The organism is Streptomyces sp. AC558_RSS880 (genome assembly GCF_019049255.1).
Lineage (GTDB): Bacteria > Actinomycetota > Actinomycetes > Streptomycetales > Streptomycetaceae > Streptomyces.
In genome coordinates this window covers 48,383-67,874 of sequence record NZ_JAGMUJ010000006.1, presented here as the reverse complement: position 1 = coordinate 67,874, position 19,492 = coordinate 48,383, and the positions used below count along the sequence as shown (strand labels likewise).

The following is a 19,492-nucleotide window of genomic DNA, read 5'->3' as shown; positions in this document are numbered from 1 at the left end:
GAAGGCAACAGTGTGGTGACACGTCCGTCCGGTCTCTCCGCCGTCCCCGTCCGCCGGGGCGGGCACCGGCGGCGGGACGACGGGATCCCGCCCGGCCCGTTCTTCGGTGTGCTCGGACCGCTGGAAGTGCGAGGAGACCGCGGACACCTCGACCTCGGGCCGCCGCAGCGCCGCGCCCTGCTGCTGCGGCTGCTCATGGAGGACTGCCGCCCGGTGAGTGTGGAGCGCATCTGTGACGACCTGTGGAACGGCAGACCGCCCTCCTCGGCCGCCTCCTCGGTGCACGCGCACATCAGCCGGCTGCGGTCCGTGCTGGAGGAGTCCTCCGCCGGGCGGACGTCGTCCTTCCTGGTCAGCACCTCCGCCGGATACGTCCTGCGGGCCGCCCCCGACCGCCGGGACACCGTGCTGTTCGAGGAGGCCGTCGAGTACGGTCACCGCCTGGCCGACGAAGGCCGTGCCGACCGCGCGCTCCGGACGATCGAGCGTGCCCTGACATGGTGGCGGGGGCAGCCCTACGCCGATGCGCAGGGGTACCTCTTCGCCCGGCAGGAGGCCGACCGGCTGACCGAACTGCACTGGTCGGCAAGGGACTTGCGGGCACGCCTGCTGCTCGGCGAGGGACGGGCCGAGCAGGCGGCAGCCGCCTGCGAGGAGCTCGTCGGCGAGAACCCGCTGCGCGAGACGTCCTGGGTGACGCTGCTGCACGCCCTGCAGGCGGCCGGCCGTACCGCGGAGGCGCTCCAGCGGTACGAGACGGTGCGCCGCACCTTGGCGGACACCCTGGGAACCGATCCCGGGCCCCTGCTGCGGCGGACCCATCTGGCGCTGCTGCGCCAGGAGCCGGCCGGCACCGCGCCCGGCAGGGTCCGGCGTCCCGCCGCCCCGGTTGCGGCCCTGACCGGCCGGGGCCGTCAACTCGCCGCCCTGGAGGAGCTGTTCGCCGGTGCCGGGGCAGGTCGCACGGTATGGGCCGTGCTGCACGGCGCCACCGGGACCGGGAAGTCGTGGCTGCTGCGCGAGTTCGGCCGGACCGCCCGCGCCGCGGGGGCGGTCGTGGTCCACGACCGGTATCCACGCCACGCCACGCCGGACGGTGGAGCCGGACACGGCGGCGCGGCCCTGCGCGTCCTGCGGGAATCCCGGGCCGTACCGGGTACCGCCCGGCACACGGAACCCGTGCTGTGCCTCGTCGACGACGTCCAGGGCGCGCCGCCCGAGGACCGGGAGGCGCTGGCGGCCCACGCGGACGTGCTGCGCGGGGTCCCGCTCATGGTGGTGTGCGCGGTCACGGAGAGCCGTGACCCCGCGGTCGCCGGGTTCCTGGCACGACTGGCCCGGAGCGGAGCCCGGCTCATCGAGGTGGGGCCGTTGGACGTCGCCGACGTCGAAGAGCTGCTGCGGGCGGGGAGTTCCCGGACCGGCGGCGCCGTGGGCGCGGACGAGGGGCCGCGTACGTGGTGCCCGAGCGGGCCGGACCTGTCCGGCACCCTTGCCCCGCTGTCCGCCGAAGCGGCCCGGCTGCACGCTCTGACCGGAGGCAACGCCTTCTACCTCACCGAGCTCCTCGGGGCGTCGGACGGCCTGTCCGCCGGCACCCCGGCACGGGTGCCGCACGTGATCCGGTGCGAGGTCCGTGCCCGGCTGGCGACGCTGTCGCCCGACGCCCGGCGCGTCGTGGAGACGGCGGTCCTGTCCGGCCCGGTCGAGGCAGGGTTCCTGGCGCGTGCCTGCGAGTTGTCCCTCACCGCCGTACTGCGGGCGCTGGAGGACGCCGCCGACGCCGGGCTGATGACCTGGCAGCGGGCCGACGGCCCGTCGCTGCCTGCCGCGTACGCCTTCTCCTGCGAACTCGTCCGCAGCGCACTGCTCGCCGACATGCCCCCCTCCCGTGTCCACACCGCCCGGACGGCGGTGGCCCGGGTAAAAACGCGGTCGGCGGAGCAGAGGGCCGGCCCGGCTGCCCTGCTGGTTGCCGCCACAACACCCAGCAGGGCTGACGGCCGGTAAGGGCCCTTATGTGCCCGGGCGTCACTGCTTCCTACGAGGAGCCCCGCGCGCTGGTTCACGAGCGGCGGCAACCAAAAAGATGTGAGGCAACTCAGTTGTGCACAACTGAGTTGGGCACTATATTTCTTCTCGGAGCCGGGCCCGCCTCGCCGGCCCGACTCGATCAGGGCATCAGCCCGCACACAGAAGGACGCTGAAGATGCGCATCACCCGACCGACCCGGTCCGCCCGGCTGTTCACCCTGCTCGGTGTCGCGGCCGTCGGCCTGTCCGTCACGGCCGTGACCCTGCCCGGTGAGGCCGACGCGACGCCCCGCCACCACCAGGAGCGGCCGACGATCGTGCTGGAGCACGGCGCGTTCGCCGACGCCTCCAGCTGGGACGGCGTCATCGAGCGCCTGCAGCGCGCCGGCTACCCGGTGGTGGCCGCCGCCAACCCGCTGCGCGGCCCGGCGAACGACGCCGCCTACCTGCGCAGCGTCGTCCAGCATGTCGACGGGCCCGTGGTCCTGGTCGGCCACTCCTACGGCGGCACCGTCATCAGCCAGGCCGCCGCCGGCCTGGAGGACAAGGTCAAGGCCCTCGTCTACATCGCCGCGTTCCTGCCCGACACCGGCGAGAGCTCGCTCGGGCTGACGAACAAGTTCCCCGGCAGCACCCTCGGCAACGTGATCGAACCGGTGAACTACACGCTGCCGGACGGCAGTCAGGGCGCCGACGTCTACATCAAGCCGGACAAGTTCCGCAAGCAGTTCGCCGCGGACGTACCGGCCGGCCAGGCCCGGCTGATGGCCGCCGGACAGCGCCCGATCGCCGCCGCCGCGCTGGAGGAGAAGTCCACGAAGGCCGCCTGGAAGACCATCCCCTCCTGGTCCCTGGTCACCACCGGGGACCTCAACATCCCCGTGGCCGCCCAGCGCTTCATGTCAGACCGCGCCCACGCCCGCACCACCGAGATCGACGCCTCGCACGCGGTGTCCGTCTCCCGCCCCGGCGCCGTGACCCGCATCGTCGAGCAGGCCGCCCGCACGGTCCGCTGACCGCGGACCGCACCCGACTCCACCCCCCGCACCACATCCCACTCCGGAAGGCAGCAACCACCATGGCATTCATCACCGTCGGCCAGGAGAACAGCACCGACATCGAGCTGTACTACGAGGACCACGGCACCGGGCAGCCGGTCGTGCTGATCCACGGCTACCCGCTCGACGGCCACTCCTGGGAGAAGCAGTCCGCCGCCCTGCTGAAGGCCGGCTACCGCGTCATCACCTACGACCGGCGCGGCTTCGGCCGCTCCAGCCAGCCCACCACCGGCTACGACTACGACACCTTCGCCGCCGACCTGAACACCGTGCTGGAGACCCTCGACCTGCGCGACGCCGTCCTGGTCGGCTTCTCCATGGGCACCGGCGAGGTCGGCCGCTACCTGGGCACCTACGGCTCCGAGCGGGTCGCCAAGGCCGCCTTCCTCGCCTCCCTGGAACCCTTCCTGCTCAAGACCGACGACAACCCCACCGGCGTCGACGGCAGCGTCTTCGAGGGCATCAAGCAGGCCGTCACCGCCGACCGCTACGCCTACTTCACCGCGTTCTACCAGGACTTCTACAACCTCGACGAGAACCTCGGCACCCGCATCAGCGAGGAGGCCCTGCGCCACAGCTGGAACACCGCCGCAGGCGCCTCCTGGTACGCCTCCCTGGCCTGCGTGGACACCTGGACCACCGACTTCCGCACCGACATCGAGAAGGTCGACGTGCCGGCGCTGATCCTGCACGGCACCGCCGACCGCATCCTGCCCATCGAAGCCACCGGCGAGCCCTTCCACCAGGCCCTGCCGCAGGCCGACTACGTCGTCATCGACGGCGCCCCGCACGGCCTGCTGTGGACCCACGCCCAGGAGGTCACCGACGCCCTCCTCACCTTCCTCGCCAAGTGACCGGCTCCCGGCGGACTCCCGCCGCCGGGAGGTGAACCGCACGCACCCCGCCACCGTTGCCGCGGTGGCGGGGTGCCGTCGTTGTCGTGCGGCATCCGGGACAGTCGAGGAAGAGGAACGCGCCACAGTGAACATCGTTCTGACGGTCGTGACCGTGTTTTTCGGGGGATTCTTCCTGGTCGGCGGGACCGGACAACTGCTGGGCCGGTGGCCGGAGATCACCCCCGCGGCCGCGTGCGGATTCTCCCCGCAGGCATGCCGGGTGATCGGGCTGCTGGAACTGCTCGGCGGCGCCGGCCTGCTGGCCGCCTCCTTCGCTCCCGCGGTGGGAATAGCCGCCGCACTGTTCCTGTTCCCGGTCACCGGCTCCGCCTTCGTCCACCACAGCTGGTACCAGGAGCGCGGCTTCCGCCTCGTGGCGCCGATCGCGACCGCCTGCGTCATGCTGTGCGTGGCCGCAGGCCTCTACCTGACCCGCATGGGATGAGTCACCGGGCCGTCGGCGGCACGGGCGGAATCGCCTCCTCTCGCCGGCGCACCCGGAGCACGCGGAACCGGAAGACGTGCGTGAATTCGCCTCGCTGGAGGAGGAATCGGTCGAGGAGCACCGGTGCGGGCTGCCGCCGGCGATCCGTGAGCAGTACACGGCCGTGATGCGCTCGCCCACCGGTGCCGACGGTACTTCGGCCATGCGCCAGGAGGCGTCTCGACCGGGAGCAGGCGTACGACACCTGTACGCGTACCTGTTCGAGGACGGCAGGCAGCCGGCCCCCGCCCGCGGGAGAACGCGACGGCGCGGGCCGGCCACCGCGGCGCGCACGCGCCGTGTCCGGGGAGCTGGGCCGGCTTACCTCTCGGCACCGGCCTGACGGGGCGGCCTCGGCCTGGTGGCATCAGGGGTCGGGGCCAGCGCCGCGCGGGCTGTCGCGGCGTCGGTGACGATGCCGGTGAGCAGGCCGGACTTGAGTACCGCCCGCACGGCCCGGGCCTTCTCCCGGCCGCCCGCGACGGCGATGATCTCCGGTGTGCGGCGCAGCTGGTCGGTGTCCACGGCGATCACCCGGTCACCGAGACCGGTGCGGACCGGCGTGCCGTCGGCGTCGAACAGCAGTGAGGCCATCTCGGCGACCACGCCCATCTCGGCGTGGTGGTGCCGTTCCGGTTCGGACAGGGCGTCGTGCACTGTCGACAGGCCGGGTCCCCAGGCGCCGACCGTCAGTACAGCGATGGTCAGTGCGTCGAGCCGGTCCAGCGTCTCCGCGATGGTGGGCTGGCTGCGCAGTACGGCCGCGGTCAGTGCGTTGGGCAGCACCAGTGGCGTGTACAGGGGATGGGCGGCGCCGCCGGACAGGGCGGCGGCCAGGCTGACCGCCTTGACGGACTCGTCGGTGAGGGGACGCTGCGGGTCCACGCCGGTGAGCTGGACCACGGAACAGGGCGGCAGCCAGGTGAACGCCCTGCTGACGGCGGTGACCTCGCGGCCCCAGGCCAGGCCCAGCACGTCGTCCTCGTGCAGCAGGTCCGTCACCAGCCGGGCGGCCGGGGGAGCGAGCAGTTGGGTGAACGGCTCCGGACCGCCCGGATCGTCCTGGTGCGGGTTGACGACGATCGCGTGCTTGAGCCCGTAGCGCCGTGCGAGCGAGCCGGACAGCTCCGCGTCGATGTCGGTGGGGAAGGTGATGTCGATCCGGACGAGACCGCGGGCGACGGCCATCTCCAGCAGCCGGGCCACCTTGAAGCGGCTGAGGCCCATCTCCTGTCCGATGTCCACCTTCGAGGCGTTCTCCAGATAGAAGCGCTTCGCGATGATGGCCGCGAGCAGCGACTCGGCGTAGGAGTCCTCCGGTGCGTCCTCGACGGGCGCCGTCCTCACAGTTCACTCGCCTTCTCTCGGTCTGGTCAGTGGGCGTGGTCCGGGTCCGGGACGCCCCTGTCCGGGGTGGTGCCGGCACCGGGGCGGACGGGCCCGGGGACGTCGGAGGTGTGGCCCCGGCGGTCGGCAGATGCCGCCGGGGCCGTGCCACGTGCGGTCGGGGGACGGACCCGCCGTGGCGGTTCGCCGGGACGCTCCGGTGGTACGCGGCGTCATGGGGCGTCATGGGGTCGAGGACTCCGCATGCCGACCGGACACGCTCCGTTGTCCACATGTCCCACTACGGCGAGGTGCGGTTGGCGGTTCACCGCGTCCGTCAACCCCGTGCACGGAGTGCGGACGGTGCCGGGCCGACGGGCCCGGCACCGCGCCGTCACGTGCCGACCACGCCTCGCTCCTCGAGTGCCTTGCGGAGTGCCCGCAGGGCGTAGTAGGCGCGGCTCTTGACGGTGCCGGGAGGGATACCGAGGTGCTCGGCAGCCTGGGCCACACTGCACTCCAGGTAGTACATCAGTGTGATGACGGTCCGCTGCTGTTCCGTCAGCTCCTGCAGCGCCTCCAGCACCACGTGGAGGGTGAGCAGGGTTTCCGGGGTCTCCCATGCGGCGTCGAGCTCCTCGACCGGCATCAGCTCGAGCGGCCGGAGCTTCCGGGAGCGGTGATGGTCGATGACGAGGTTCCTGACCACGGTGAAGAGCCACGGCCGGACGAGTTCGTCGCGGGTTCCCAGGTAGTGGGCGTGCTTCCAGGCCCGGGCCGCCGTCTCCTGGAGGATGTCCTCCGCCTTGTGCCAGTCCCCGTCCAGCAGCCGTGCCGCATACCTCAGAAGCAGGGGGCCGTACCGGTCGTAGAGCGTCAGAATGAAGGTGTCGCAGCTGACGTCCGGTGAGGAGTGCGGGGTGGGGGGCCGACCGGGGGCGGGAGTGGCGGTCCCTGCCTCCAAAGTCCCGTTCATGGATGGTGACCAATCGTTCTTCGGTGATCTGTGGCGTGGCTGCCGCCCTAGGGCGGCAGCGTGGGGCCACACTCTCCGGAAGGTCTTGGCCAAACCTTGTCGTCACCTTGTCGCCCTGGCTGCCGCGGCGTGCCGGGGCACCGCACGGGCGGCGTACGGGTGTTGAGCGGGCCGGCGGAAGATCCGGAGCGTACGGGGGTGCGCCGTCGTGAACTGGGTGAAGGCCGGCGCCGTTCTTCGCGACGAACCCCCGCGATGTGCCCCCCGCGGGGGCTCGTCGTCGTGTCCTCGGGATTTTCGGGAACAGCCGGAGCGTTTCTCGCAGGTCGGTGGTGAAGGTGAAACACGGGAGGAATTCCGTCCGACCGCCGGACTGGCGCTCATGTGCGCACGGAAGAGGGCTTGTGATGTGCGCAAACGAGCGAAATCGTGGAAATGCATCCCTGCTTTTGTCTTGTACGGCAGATGAATTTTGTCTTACGATTCTCGCCGGGTGGCGCGAGAGGGGCAGGGGGTGAGAACGGATGGCCGAAGTCGCGTACGAGGCCGACCCGGCGAGGAGTCGTCGAAAGATTTGTCACCGACTACGAGAAAACTATGAGCCGGCAGGGGGAGGATGATTCACTCGCCGAGTCGCTCACTGTCGCACTGGCCAAGGAATACAAGAGTGTTCTGGATTCCTGTGCCGTCATCCAGGATGCGCCACATTCTCTCGCCGATGCTTCCGGTCAGCAGGCTGATGAAGTCCAGCAACCGTGCACGATGCCACCGAAAGGATTCATGAAGCCAAGGGGCGTCACCGAATCGGTGACGAGCCCGCTGATGCTCTGAATTCTTGACCGAAGGCCGCCGGTGAACCCGGCGGCCTTTTCTTCTCTCTTTCGTCCCGGCCGACGATGGTTCCAGGAGTGCGGCGTGTCCGAGTTTGACCAGTTGGTGCGTGTCCTGGTGCGTGCTTTGACGGGCGAGGAGTTGCCGACGGCGGATGCGGATGGTGCGTTGGCGTCGCGGGAGCCGTTGCTGGGTTTGGCGCGGGGTGTGCGGGGCTTGTCGGGTGCGGTGCAGTCGGGGATTGCGCGGGTGGGGGCGGGGCTGCCGGGGGGTGTGGGGGATGCGTATGCGTCGGCGTTGCGGGTGCTGGTGGATGACGGGGGGGAGAACCGGCTGCGGGAGTTGGCGGACGGGTTGGAGGGGGTTGCTGAGCGTCGGGTTTTGATTTCGGTGCAGGTGCGGGAGTCGAAGATCGAGATCTGGCTTGAGGTGGCGGTGCTGCTGGCGCAGATCAAGTTGTATGCGGCGTTGTCGTTTTTCACGGGTGGGGTGTCGCTGGGGGCGGTGGCGGCGGTGCGGGCGCGGGCGGCGCTGCGGGTTCTGTTGGCGGTGCAGGCGTTGTCGCATTCGGTGGTGCCGTTGGTGGGGGCGCCGTTGGAGGCGTTGGAGGAGGCGTTGCAGTCGTTGGCGGCGCGGTTGCTGACGATGGCGTCGGCGCCGGTGGGGGCGCGTCCGGCGGGGGTGGACTGGTCGAAGGTGGGGCAGGACGCGTTGTTCGGCGCGTTCGCGGGTTTGTTCGGTGAGGTGTTGGAGGGTGCCACACAGGGGGTGGTGAACAAGGTGGGGAAGGAGGTTTTCAAGGAGCGGCTGGTTTTCACGGTGCCGCTCAGGTCGGTGCATGCGGGTGTGGTGGAAGGGGGTGCGGAGTCGCTGGGGGAGATGTTCACGCTGGGGGCGTTGGGTCGGGGGTGGGTGTTCCGTCCGCTGACGGCGGGTCAGGCGGCGGGGGCGGCGGGGATGTTGGTGCTGGTGGGTGCGGTGGAGGTGGGCAAGGGGCTGCACAAGTGGGTGTTCGCTCCTGGGGGCGGTTTGTACACCCCGGCCGGTGCCGGTGCTGCGGATGCTGCCGGTGCGGTCGAGGGCGGGGTGAACGCGCTGGGGGTGCTGGACGGGCTGCGGGGCATCGGCGCGGGCCTGAATCCCACCGTGCCGGCAGCAGATCTCCCGCTCGCCCGGCCCTACACCGTTCCTCCCGCCATGACGTCCACCTCTCCGTCTCCCCTCACTCCCGTGCTCCCCTTCACGGTCACGGAGGCACCGGCACCCCTCGCAGCGTCACCAACGCCCGGGCCTGCGGCCGTGGTCACGTCCGCACCCGGGACGGTGCCGACGACGGCGGACTTCCCGTCCGTTCCGCAGCCGACGCGTGACGGTGCCGGTCCGGCGTACGGGCAGCAGGCCGTGACGTCCGGACAAGTACCTGTGGACGGTGACCTCTCGGACGACGTCTCGTCCATGACATCGATGGTGGGGGACGGCGACGACGCCGATTCCGTGCCATCGTTCTCCACGGACACCGGCTCCCCGGATTCCGACCCGTCGCGGACGGGGGCGCCGGACACCCGGAGCGTGCCACGACCGGTGAGCGGCACCGACGGGCCGCCGGGGACACCTCCGTACAGGGCAGCGGGTGACGTGGCCGCGGCCCTCACCGGGCACGACGGCCGCGACGCCGACCGGGTGGCCGCGTGGCTCCGCGGGCCGGACGCGGCCCCCGGCACCGGCGACTTCGCCGGCTCGGTCGGGGCTTTGGGCGAGACGCCCTCGGCGGACGTCACGTATCCGGCCGGTGAACCCCCCGCCGGCACGCCTTCCGCGCATTCCGCGTCCCCCGCGCCTTCGCAGGTGGCGCCCGCACCGCAGGTACCGGCGCCCGCCCAGGTGCCGCCCCCGGCGGACGAACCGGTGCCCGTGCCGCTGACCGATGAGGAGCCGTCCGGTGAGCTGCTGTCGGAGGCCCTGCCGGGCAAGGACGGCGCCGGGCAGGGAGGAGGCCGCGCATGGTTCACACCGGAGGACATGGCCCTGCGGCGGTCGCACTACGCCCATGCCGCGACGGTCGGGCACTGGGTGGCGTACGACGCGGCGCTGGACATCGAGAGCCCGCCGGAGCGGCTGCGGGGCAGGGCGGATTACACCGCCGCGTTCCACCTCGGGCCGGACGGAGCGCGTCTGCCGTTGGAGGGTGGCGGCGTGCGGAACGTCAGCGGACCTGAACTGGGTCGGCTGCTGCGGCATCGGCCGAGTCTGTCGCGGTTGGGGCCGGATGCCCGGGTGCGGTTGTTGGCCTGTGGTGGCGGGGCGCGGCCGGAGGGGGGAGATCCGCTGGAGCGGGTGCCGTTCGGGCAGGACGTGGCCACCGAGACCGGCAAGGTGATAGACGCCTACACCGGTGAGGTGGCGTTGGTGGGGCCGTCGGCGGGCAGGCCGGCCCGGATCGGGGTGGCGGACAGTCTGAAGGAGCCCAAGCACAAGGTGATGGTCTTCCATCCGGAGCCGGGGCCGGTGGAGCTGGAGGCGCTGGCGCGGCGGGCGGGGCTGGCCCGGGGTGCAGACCGACCGGCCGAGCGGGCGCGGCGCTGGCTGCGGGCGATCCGCCGGGAGGCGGGCGCGGACCTGGGCTGGGACTCCGCCCGCAAGGCGGAACTCGAAACCCTCATGCGCGGGGCGATGGCCTGGGAGAACACCCGCCTGACCGGCAACACCACCGACACCGGCCCGGCCGCCGACGCCGGCCCGGCGGCGGACGCCGGCCCGGCGGCGGACGCCGGCCCGGCGGCGGACACCGGTCCGCTCACCTCGCGGGAGCTGTCCCGGCTGCTGGAGCGGCACCGGGCCTCACACCCCGGTGACACCCTCACCGACGCCCTCACCCGCCTCGCTGGACCGGACACCGCTTCGGTCATGGACATCCGGACATCCACCGAGAGCGGGTCCGGGACCACCGCATCGTCCCTCACCGTGACCGCATCCTCCGGGGCCGCACCCCTCCCCGGGGCGCCGCGGCCCCCGGGCGGCGCGGCAGCCTCGCCCACCGGCCCTCCGGCGATCGTCGAGGACCCCGACCCCGACTCGCCCACGCGGGGCTGGAAGGAGTTCCACCGGGAACCCACCGAGGACGCCCTGGACGACCTCGCCGGCCGCATCGGCCTGGACCCCGGCGTCGACAACGGGCCGTTCCGGCTCCTGACCTGGATACGGGCCCTGAGGTACGTCGGTTTCGGTTTCGCCTCCGACCCGGCGCGCGGCGCCGAACTGGTATCCGCCCTGAAGGCTCTCGCCGCCGTGGAGAACCTGCGTATGGCGGACCCCGCCGCCCGGGACAAGGGGCCGCTGACGCTGGACATGCTCCGGCGGTGGGAGAACATCAGCCAGGGGCTGGAGGGGCCGGCCCCCACCGTGACCGCGGCCTTCGTCGGGGCCCTGGTGAGGCAGGGGAGGAAGCCGCAGACCACGGGTGAAGGAGCCTTCGACGACTTCCTGAAGTCCCTGCGGCCCGAAGAGGCCGGTGTCCGGCAGACGGCCGGTGCCACCCCGTCCCGGCCCGGACGGCCACCGGGCCGGGACGAGACAGCGTCCCCCCTCGCCGACCCCCGCCAGTACAACTCCGGCTTCGGCGGCACCGACCCCGGCGTGCCGTCGGGTCCGTCCGCCACCGCCGTCGGCAATCCCACCGGCTCCGCCCCGGCCACATCCGCTCCCGGCGGAGCCGGGTCCGGCGCCGAGGTCTCCGACGAGCGAGTGACCGACTCCGACGACGACTCCCGTGCGCCGGACGCCGAATCCGCAACCCCCCGGCAGCGCCCCGCGTCCACCGAGCCGTCCCGCACCGCAACGGCGTGGATCGACCGGGGACCCCTGCCGGGTGCCGACGCCCGGGCGGTTCACGGCGTACCGGTGCCGGCACCCCTCGGGGCGGAGCCGCTGTCGACTCCCCGGGAGTCCGCCGTCCCCGCGCTGCGGCAGTACGCCGGGACGCTGACGGCCGAGCCGGAATCGCTGCTGGACGAGCGGCCGGCCCCCTCCGAGCCGCCGCGACGTCCCCTGTCCCTGGAGGCCGGTCTGGCGGCGCGCCGCCCGCCGCGCATCGACCGGAGCCTGCCCCTCCCCACCGTCGCGGAGCCGGGTGTGCCGCCGGCCTACACCGACGGCGGCCGGACGCCCTCCCGGCCCGGAGACATCCCGGCGGACCTGCCCGGACTGCCGGCGTCCGTACGGGAGTGGTCGACCGCTCCCGGTGCGGTCACCCTGCGCGGCATCGACCTGATGGTGGACACCATCGCGGCGGACCTCGACGCCCGGCCGGCCGGCCGGGCGCGCCGGGACGACGGCCAGGGTCCCGGCCCCGGCTCTCGCTCCGGCTCCACGAGCGGCCCCCGCGGGCGCCTCTACACGGACCTGCGGAACGCCATGCTCGACGACCCGGGGAGCTTCTTCGGCGACGGCGGCCGGGAGTTCCGCTACACCGATGACGGGGGAGAAGCCCGTGTGCTGCGCGTCCGGGCCCGCGGTCACGGCAACTGGGAGCGCTTCAGCGATCCGTCCGCGGACGGTCCCGTCGTCCGGGGCGTCGTGTCGCTGGCGTCCACCGGCCACACCTTCCAGGAGAGCACCGCCTACTGGGTGGACCCCGCGCTCCCGCTGTGGCCGGCCAAGAAGCTGCTCAGCGTGTTCTTCCGGATCAGCGCCCGGCTCGGCATCGGCCGTGCCGTCGAGTACACCCTGCGCGACCACGCCAGGAGCGAGATGACCAGCGTGCTGCCGGCCGAGTCCCATCTGCACCTGGACGACGTCCGGTTGGAGTACACGGTCGTGACCCCCGGGCAGGAAGCCGGAACCGAGGCCGGCCCGCCCGTCCGGTCCGGTTTCGCCGTACGCTCCGGGCTCGCCGTCCGCCTTCCGGCGAGCGCCACCCGCGCGTCCGGGCCCGGCCGTATCCCCCGGTCGTTCCGCTTCGACCCGCGCAAGGCGTACCGGGCGGTGACCGTCGAGAACCACGGTCCGGTCGACCACATCCGCGACTGGGCCGCCGCCCAGCTCGGCGCCGAACCGGGCAGCGGCCTCCGCCGGCAGATCGACGACTACTTCTCCGCCACCACCTTCCACCGCATGGCCCGGCGGGCCGCGGCGGGCCGCATCGTGAGCCCCGCGTTCTTCGCGGACGACCGGGGCATGACCCCGCTGGGAGTGTTCACCACCCGGGTGACGTCCACGCGGGCGCTGCTGCTGGGCGAGTCCCCGGACGCCGAGATGGAGGAGAAGGGCGGCACCGAGCACGGCAACGCCCGGACGCGGAGCAGGACCTTCAGCCAGGACTTCGGCGTGGCCGTGGGCCCGGTGTACGACGTTCCGTTGCAGCACGGCACCTCCGTACGGGCCCACGCGGGCCCCCGCGGCGGTTACGGACACACGCAGGCGCGCACCGCCGCGACCGGCGGCATGGCCGCGGGCCTGACCAAGGCGGTCGTCAAGGAGGGCCCCACCGGCCTGTACCTGGTGGAGAAGGCCGTCACCGTCCGCCGTGCGGGCCGCGACCGGCGGCAGGCGGGCGACCCCGAGTTCCCCGAACGCACCTTCACCACGTGGACCCTGGAGCGGCTCTCCCGCGCCGAGGCCCGCCGTCTGGCGGGGTGGGACGACGGGACGGCCCTGCGCAAGCGCACCGGCGCCGGCGAACCGTACGCCCCCGCCTATCTGACCGAGGACCACCCGCCGACGCTCGGCATGAGCCGGGTCGAGGGATTCACCTTCGCCGACGGCAGCGAGCGCGACCCGGCGGGCCGCACGCTGCTGGAGGATTTCGCCGACCGGCTGCTGGAGAGCCTCTCCCGGACCCACCCGGGGCTGGTCGCCCCGCTGAACGAACTGGACCCGGGCAGTCCGCGCTGGCGCGGCGAATCCCACTACCGCAAGGCGCTGGCCAACACGCTGGAAGTACTGAACACCCTCGACCAGTCCGGCATGGCGCACCTGATGGAGTCGCTGACCGGCGGCGGCCTCCGGATCAGGTTGCGGGACACCCGGCGCGGCCACCGCGGCTACCGCACCATCCAGCTCGACGGCGAACTCACCGGGCGCCGGTACGAGGGCACCGAGGGCGGGGGCAAGCGCATCACGACCGGCTTCGAGAGCGATGAGCGGCTGTCCGGCGAGGACAGCACCACCCACCGCGTCGAAGGCGGGATCGAGGGCGGCGTCCTGGGACGCGGCAGCGAGTTCGGCGACCAGGGGGGACGACGCGGTCAGGGCGGCTTCAACTTCGGTGCCGGCGGCGGCCGCCACCGCCGCCAGGGCGTCGCCTCCGGACCCGACGCGAAGGCCGAGTACAAGACGGCCGGCACCCGCGCACCCCACCTGTACAGCTACCACCTCGCCGTCACCGTGCGCCAGGGCGGCTACTGGCGGCTGCCCGGACTGCTGCGCGGCCTGGTGTCCTTCGGACTGTTCGGCACCCAGCCGTTCGTCTTCCGGGACCGGCCGGTGCCCCTGGCACCGCACCCGGAAGGCGCACACGGCACCACCGGGACCGACGACGGCAGACTGACCGGCCGGGTGCTGCTCAGCGTCGGGGACGAGCACATACCGGAGACCGACCCGCACGCTCCCGGCGTGGACAACCCCTACCGGGCCGCCGACGCGCGGACCACCGTGGCGCCGATGGACCCCGAGCGGGCCCGTGCGCTGGCCCTCGCCACCCCCGAAGCCCTCGAGGAGGCCGCCGGCGCCCCGGCCCGGCTCTTCGACGGCCACCCGGTCAGCACGCTGAAACTGCGCACCCCGCACGAACTGGCCACCGTGACCGAGGAGGTACTGACCGAGGCGTCCGGCGGTTCCTGGCACGCCACCCAGGACGGCACGCCCGTGCACGACGCGGCGACCCGCTCCCTGCAGGCACTGGCCCTCACCGCCACCGCCGACCAGAGCGGCGACCCGCTCGGCCGGCGGACCACCGGACTGTGGGCCACCGGCCCCTACACCAACCGCGAGGTCCAGCTCGGCCACCGCCTCACCCTCCACAACGCCCGGTCGCTCACCACCCCCGTCCCGATGACCACCGAGGACGCCCTCGTCCACGGCAACCACGTCACCGGGGCCACCGGGCGGAGCCGGACGTTCGCCCTGGGCGCGTCCGGCTCCGGGGCGACGAGCTACGAACCGGGCTCCGGAGTGCTGTCCACCTATGCCCTGGTGGCCAACCCGTGGGCGTACGCGCGGTCCGACCAGGCCGCCCGGGTCGTGCGGACCGAGCACAAGGTCGTCCGCAAGTACAGCGGCCACCTGGTCCCGGTGACCGCGGACGCCGAGCACGAGGTCGCCGCCGTCTCCAGCGCGCTGGGCACCCTGTCGTTCGCCGGGCGGCGGGCCGTGCCCCGGGCGCTGGCCGGCGCGTCCGGGCGGCGGCTGCGGGTGCCCGGCGGCTGGCTCGGCCACCTGACGGAATCCAGCGCCGTCGAACTCGGCGTGCTCGCCGACGGGTTCGGCCACGCCCCGCGCTACGACCGGAGCGGCTGGTCCCCCGCGCCGTGGCTGGCCCACAGCCTCGTCCGAGGCCATCCGGTCGGCACCCTCAACGGCGCGCGGGCGTTCGCGGAGTTCCTCGCCGAACTGCGTAAGACGTCCGACCTCGACGCCAGTGGCCACGACACCGTGCTGCGCATGGTCTCCTCCCGGATCACCCGGACGATGAGCGGGGAACTCGCCGGCGGCGGTACCGGCGTCACCGCCCGCACGGGACGGTGGGGTACGGCCCGCTTCCGGATCGGCGGGCGGCAGGTGCGCGTACGGGTGGCCCTGGTCCCCGTGGAACGCAGGTACCACGGGGCAGGGCACGGCATGTCGCTCAAGGACGAACTGGGCAGGGTGGAGTCCGTGGTGGCGGTGGCCACCCGCACCGCGGGCGCCGACTTCGGCGTGGGCACCACCCAGCTGGGCGAGGTGAACGACCTCGTACCGCTCACCGGGCCGCACTATTCGGGCATGGGCTCGGCCCGCCGGACCACCGGGCGGATCGAACCCGTCACCACCTACCTGGCCCGCGAACTGGAACTGAGCGGCCCGCACGCCGAGCACGGCACCCGCTACGAACTCCGCATCGAACTGGACACACACGGCGCGCCCCCGCACGGGCCGGCCCAGGCCGGGCGGATCACCTCCGCCCTCGACGAACTGCGCGGTCTGCGGAGGGTCGCGACACGGACGGACGTCGGCGAACTGCGCGAGCAGATCCCGCTCGCTCTGCTGGTCCCGGAACCGTCCGACGGCACCCGGGACGACGACCCCCTGGCCCCGGTCACGCTGCCGGACCCCACCCCGCCGCGGCCTGTCGCCCCGGCCGTGCCGGAAGGATGGCGGTCCGTCCGGCACCCCGACGGCCGGATCGAACCGTTCACGCTCCCCGAGAGCCTCCTGATCCGCGGTGTCGTCGGAGCGGACCAGGTGCACGCGGCGACCGTCCTGTCCGTGGCGGGGGCGTACGGCGTCGAACTGCCCGCCGGCGAGCCACTGGACCGGCTGCTGGAGCGGGCCCAGGACACCGGTCTGACACGTGTCGCCACCCGGACGGCCAACGCCCTGGAGGACGCCGCGACCCCCACCATGCTGTCCGGCTTCTTCCCCCACGCGCTCGGCCCGGACGGCTACGAACTGCCCGGACTCAGCCAGGACAACGTGTTCGGCGGCGCCGACGCCCGCGTCGTGCTGCGCGCCAGGCCGGATCTGAGCGGAGCCCGGCTGCTCACCGTGGTCGACGGGGCCCACCAGCTGGCCGTCGGCGTCGGCGTCGGGGAGCACGGCACCCTGGACTCCGACGCGGACACCCACAGCCCCGGCCTGACACACCTGGCGATCATGCCGGTGGGCGAGAACGCCGTCCTGGTCCCCGGCGCGCCGGGAGCCGGGCAGGCCGACGGCACCACCGGGTCGCACAACCAGACGGCGGTGACGGTGGGCATCGGCGACGACGGAGGCATGCGGGTGCTGCCCGGACGGCACTTCGTGTTCGCCGTCCCCGTCACCTGGCGCAGCACGGCACGGGTGCACCGCCACATCAAGGACAACCCCGCCGTACGCCGGCTGTTCCGTATCCCCCACGGGGGCGAGCAGTCGTACGAGACGGACGGGCACGTCATCGTCTGGGCCCGCGAGGTGACCGCGCGCGAGCTGGGCCTGATCGACGACACCACGTTCCCCGAGGCGGTCGCGAAGGCCTGGGACGCGGTCAAGGAGGCCAACGCGGCCTGGAAGAAGGCGGACGAGAAGTACTGGGAGAAGCGCCGCGGGTACGGAACCCGGCTCCAGGACGACCTGACGCGTGCGCAGCACCGTTTCGACGCCGCCCTCGGGACGGCGGGGGAGGAACGGGAGACCGCCCGTGCGGAGCCGGTCGTCGGCCGGGCGGACGCGGACGGCACGCGTACCGAACCGGCCTCCGCCCGGGCGGACGTGGACGCCGCCCGGGCCGTGCTGGACGCGGCCCGGGCGGAGCTGGACACCCTGAAGCGGGCGGCGGAGGACCTCGCCGACGAGGTGCACCGGGTGCGTGCCGGCGCCGACCGGCTCACCCGCTGGCACCGGCTCCACGCGACCGAGGAGGGCCGGGCCCGCCTCGGCGGCCTGCCCGAACCGGACGCCGTGGTCTTCCGGCGCCCCGGGACGGCCCCGGAGGCGGCGCCCGCCGTACACCCCGCCTACACCAGCGGCCCGGCCGCCGACGGCACCACCGTCCTGACCGCGCCGGACGGCACCACGTACACGCTCGTCGACGTGCCCCGCGACGGCGACTCCTTCCACCACGCCCTGGCCGAGGGCCTGCGCCGGACCGCACCCGCAGCCCTGGCCGCCCACGGCATCGACCCGGCCGACGCCGCACGTGAGCTGCGGGCGCTGCTCGCCGACCGGCTCGGCGCCCCGGACAACGCCGACCTGCTCGACGCGCTCGCACCGGACGAGACGGACACCTTCAGCGGCGAAGAACTCGCCGCCGCCGGCATCGACCTGGAGACGGACACGCCCCCGGCCCGCGAGTTCGAGGCGCTGGGCGTCGTACCGCACTCCACGCCGCTCACCGCCGGCCGGCGACTGGCCCTGGCCCGGACCCAGTTGCTGCGGTCCGGCGACGCCGACCGTGACACCGGATGGGACCACGGCGCGGCCGACCTGCTGCCGGTACTGGCCGCCCGGACCTTCGGGGTGCCGGTCACCGTGGTCCGCGGCGACGGCCGCTTCCAGACCTTCGGGCCCGACGCCACCGGCGTACCCGGGAACGGTCCGGACCTCGCCCTCGTCCTCCGTCTGGACGGCCGTCACTACCGGCTCGCCGTCCGGGCCGACGGGCCGTCAGGCACCCGGAGCCCGGCCCCGGGGACCGGCCGGCTCCGTGCCGAGGACACCTCACGGCCGGTACGGACGGCCCCGCCGCCCCGTCCCGCCCACGTCGCCCTGCCGTGGGAGGCACCGGACGGCGTGCCGGCCGAGGCACGCTTCGACGCCGCGAAGGACGCCCGGACCCTGACCGGACCGGACGGACGGGTCTACGACCTGGTGGAGGGCGAAGGAGACGGCAACCGCTTCTACGCCGCACTGGCCGAGGCGCTGCGCGGCACGGCCGGGACGGCGCGGCCCCCGGAACCCGGACGGCTGCGCGACGCCATCGTCGCCCAGCCACTGCGGGCCGACGGCACCCTCCCGCGAACCGAGGACGACGGCGCCCTGCGGGAGTCGCTGCGCACCGCGACGCGCTGGGACCCGTCCACCGCCGGCCTCGCCGCCGGTCTCGCGGCCCGCGCCCACGGCCTGCGTGTCCTCCTGGTGCGCGAGAACGGGACGTTCACCACCCACACGGCCACGGACCGGGACCATCCCCTCGTCGTGCTGTACGAACGCGGCGGCGAATACCTGGCGGCACGCCCGCGCGACGACACCGGCGACGCGCGGCGCGGAAGGTCACCGCTGACCGGGCGCCGGGGAGCGCCGCCCGCCGCGGAGGAACCGGAGACCGTCACCGTGGACCGTCCGGGCCTTGGTCACGCCGTGGCGGAAGGACTGCGGCTGGCCGTACCGCACATCCCGCCGCGCGGCCCGGACCAGCGGGTGCCGCTGTTCCTCACCGCCGAACACGCGGCGGATCCGGAGACGTTGTACGACTGGGCCGCGGAACGGGTGACGGAGGCCGATCTGCGTGCGGCCGGGGAGCCGGCGCCCGATCGGCTGCTGTCGCCCGGCGACCTGCTGGCGCTGGGCGTGCCCGCGACCGACGGACGGTACTTCCAGGCCGTGCTGAACAGCGGGCTCCCGGCCTCCGGGGCCGGGCTGACGCCACCGCAGTGGCTGCGGGCGTGGAGCCTGGGCTCCGGCGACGGCCCGGACGAAGCCGCAGCGGTCGCGGCGGAGACGGTGGGGCGCGTGCTGGGCATCCGCTTCCTGCTGGTGACGGACGTGGGGGAGGGGGAAGGACGGTCGCTCGGGGACGGGACGTCCGGCGTCACCGTCCTCCTGACCCGGCAGGGGAGTGGATACCGCGTCACCGTGTCCATGGTCCCCCGGGTGTGACGGCCGGTGGTGAACCGGACCTCTGGTGGCCGTGCTCCCGCGGAGGGACAGGCGTGAGGCCGGCCGAACGGACCGGGGAACACCCGCCGCCTCTCCGCGGCACGCGGGTCGCGCACGGCCCGGCCCGGCCGGTCGGACGGACACCCGGGAAAGGGGCGGCCCCATGAGCGAGCCGGCGGCCCCATGAGCGAGCCGGAGGCGACGGACGGACCGCGGTGCCCGCGGAAGCGGAGACCGAGCCGCCGGCGGAGGACGGCTGGGTACAGGTGACACCGCCGGACGGGATCCCCGAGCCCCCGCCGGAGACCGTCCGGGCCGCTCCGGCCGCACCTGAGCACCGC

The 19,492-nt window shown here is 73.5% G+C and carries 8 protein-coding genes; 6 read left to right on the top strand and 2 right to left on the bottom strand.

The window, feature by feature from the left end; translation table 11 throughout:
• Nucleotides 1-15 precede the first annotated feature (15 nt).
• From KUM38_RS01995 to KUM38_RS01980, 4 genes are all read left to right on the top strand, one after another.
• On the top strand, nucleotides 16-2,010 hold the full coding sequence (locus KUM38_RS01995) for a BTAD domain-containing putative transcriptional regulator (protein ID WP_217127506.1): 1,995 nt from the start codon (nucleotides 16-18) through the stop codon (nucleotides 2,008-2,010).
• A gap of 199 nt (nucleotides 2,011-2,209) precedes the next feature.
• Complete coding sequence (locus KUM38_RS01990) at nucleotides 2,210-3,049, top strand: alpha/beta fold hydrolase (RefSeq protein WP_217127505.1); 840 nt, start codon at nucleotides 2,210-2,212, stop codon at nucleotides 3,047-3,049.
• 62 nt (nucleotides 3,050-3,111) lie between these two features.
• On the top strand, nucleotides 3,112-3,945 hold the full coding sequence (locus KUM38_RS01985; protein WP_217127504.1) for an alpha/beta fold hydrolase: 834 nt from the start codon (nucleotides 3,112-3,114) through the stop codon (nucleotides 3,943-3,945).
• A gap of 127 nt (nucleotides 3,946-4,072) precedes the next feature.
• Nucleotides 4,073-4,432, top strand: coding sequence for a DoxX family protein (locus KUM38_RS01980; protein ID WP_217127503.1), 360 nt, complete (start codon nucleotides 4,073-4,075; stop codon nucleotides 4,430-4,432).
• A gap of 360 nt (nucleotides 4,433-4,792) precedes the next feature.
• Here the strand turns inward: KUM38_RS01980 and KUM38_RS01975 are convergent, their stop codons facing one another.
• Both KUM38_RS01975 and KUM38_RS01970 read right to left on the bottom strand, forming a co-directional pair.
• Entirely contained in the window at nucleotides 4,793-5,818 is a 1,026-nt protein-coding gene (locus KUM38_RS01975; RefSeq protein ID WP_217127502.1) for a sugar-binding transcriptional regulator, read from the bottom strand.
• Between the two features lie 373 nt (nucleotides 5,819-6,191).
• Nucleotides 6,192-6,773 (bottom strand): sigma-70 family RNA polymerase sigma factor, encoded by a 582-nt coding sequence (locus KUM38_RS01970; protein WP_217127501.1) that lies wholly within the window; start codon nucleotides 6,771-6,773, stop codon nucleotides 6,192-6,194.
• A 597-nt stretch (nucleotides 6,774-7,370) separates the two neighbouring features.
• Here KUM38_RS01970 and KUM38_RS01965 point away from each other — a divergent pair.
• Nucleotides 7,371-7,604 (top strand): hypothetical protein, encoded by a 234-nt coding sequence (locus KUM38_RS01965; RefSeq protein ID WP_217127500.1) that lies wholly within the window; start codon nucleotides 7,371-7,373, stop codon nucleotides 7,602-7,604.
• A 381-nt stretch (nucleotides 7,605-7,985) separates the two neighbouring features.
• Nucleotides 7,986-19,151, top strand: coding sequence for a hypothetical protein (locus tag KUM38_RS01960; RefSeq protein WP_217127499.1), 11,166 nt, complete (start codon nucleotides 7,986-7,988; stop codon nucleotides 19,149-19,151).
• Nucleotides 19,152-19,492 lie beyond the last annotated feature (341 nt).

What these genes read in the sequence shown, in the direction of transcription:
- KUM38_RS01990 (WP_217127505.1), top strand. Translation starts at nt 2,210, where the DNA reads ATGCGCATCACCCGACCGACCCGGTCCGCCCGGCTGTTCACCCTGCTC.
- KUM38_RS01985 (WP_217127504.1), top strand. Translation starts at nt 3,112, where the DNA reads ATGGCATTCATCACCGTCGGCCAGGAGAACAGCACCGACATCGAGCTG.
- KUM38_RS01970 (WP_217127501.1), bottom strand. Translation starts at nt 6,773, where the DNA reads ATGAACGGGACTTTGGAGGCAGGGACCGCCACTCCCGCCCCCGGTCGG.
- KUM38_RS01965 (WP_217127500.1), top strand. Translation starts at nt 7,371, where the DNA reads ATGAGCCGGCAGGGGGAGGATGATTCACTCGCCGAGTCGCTCACTGTC.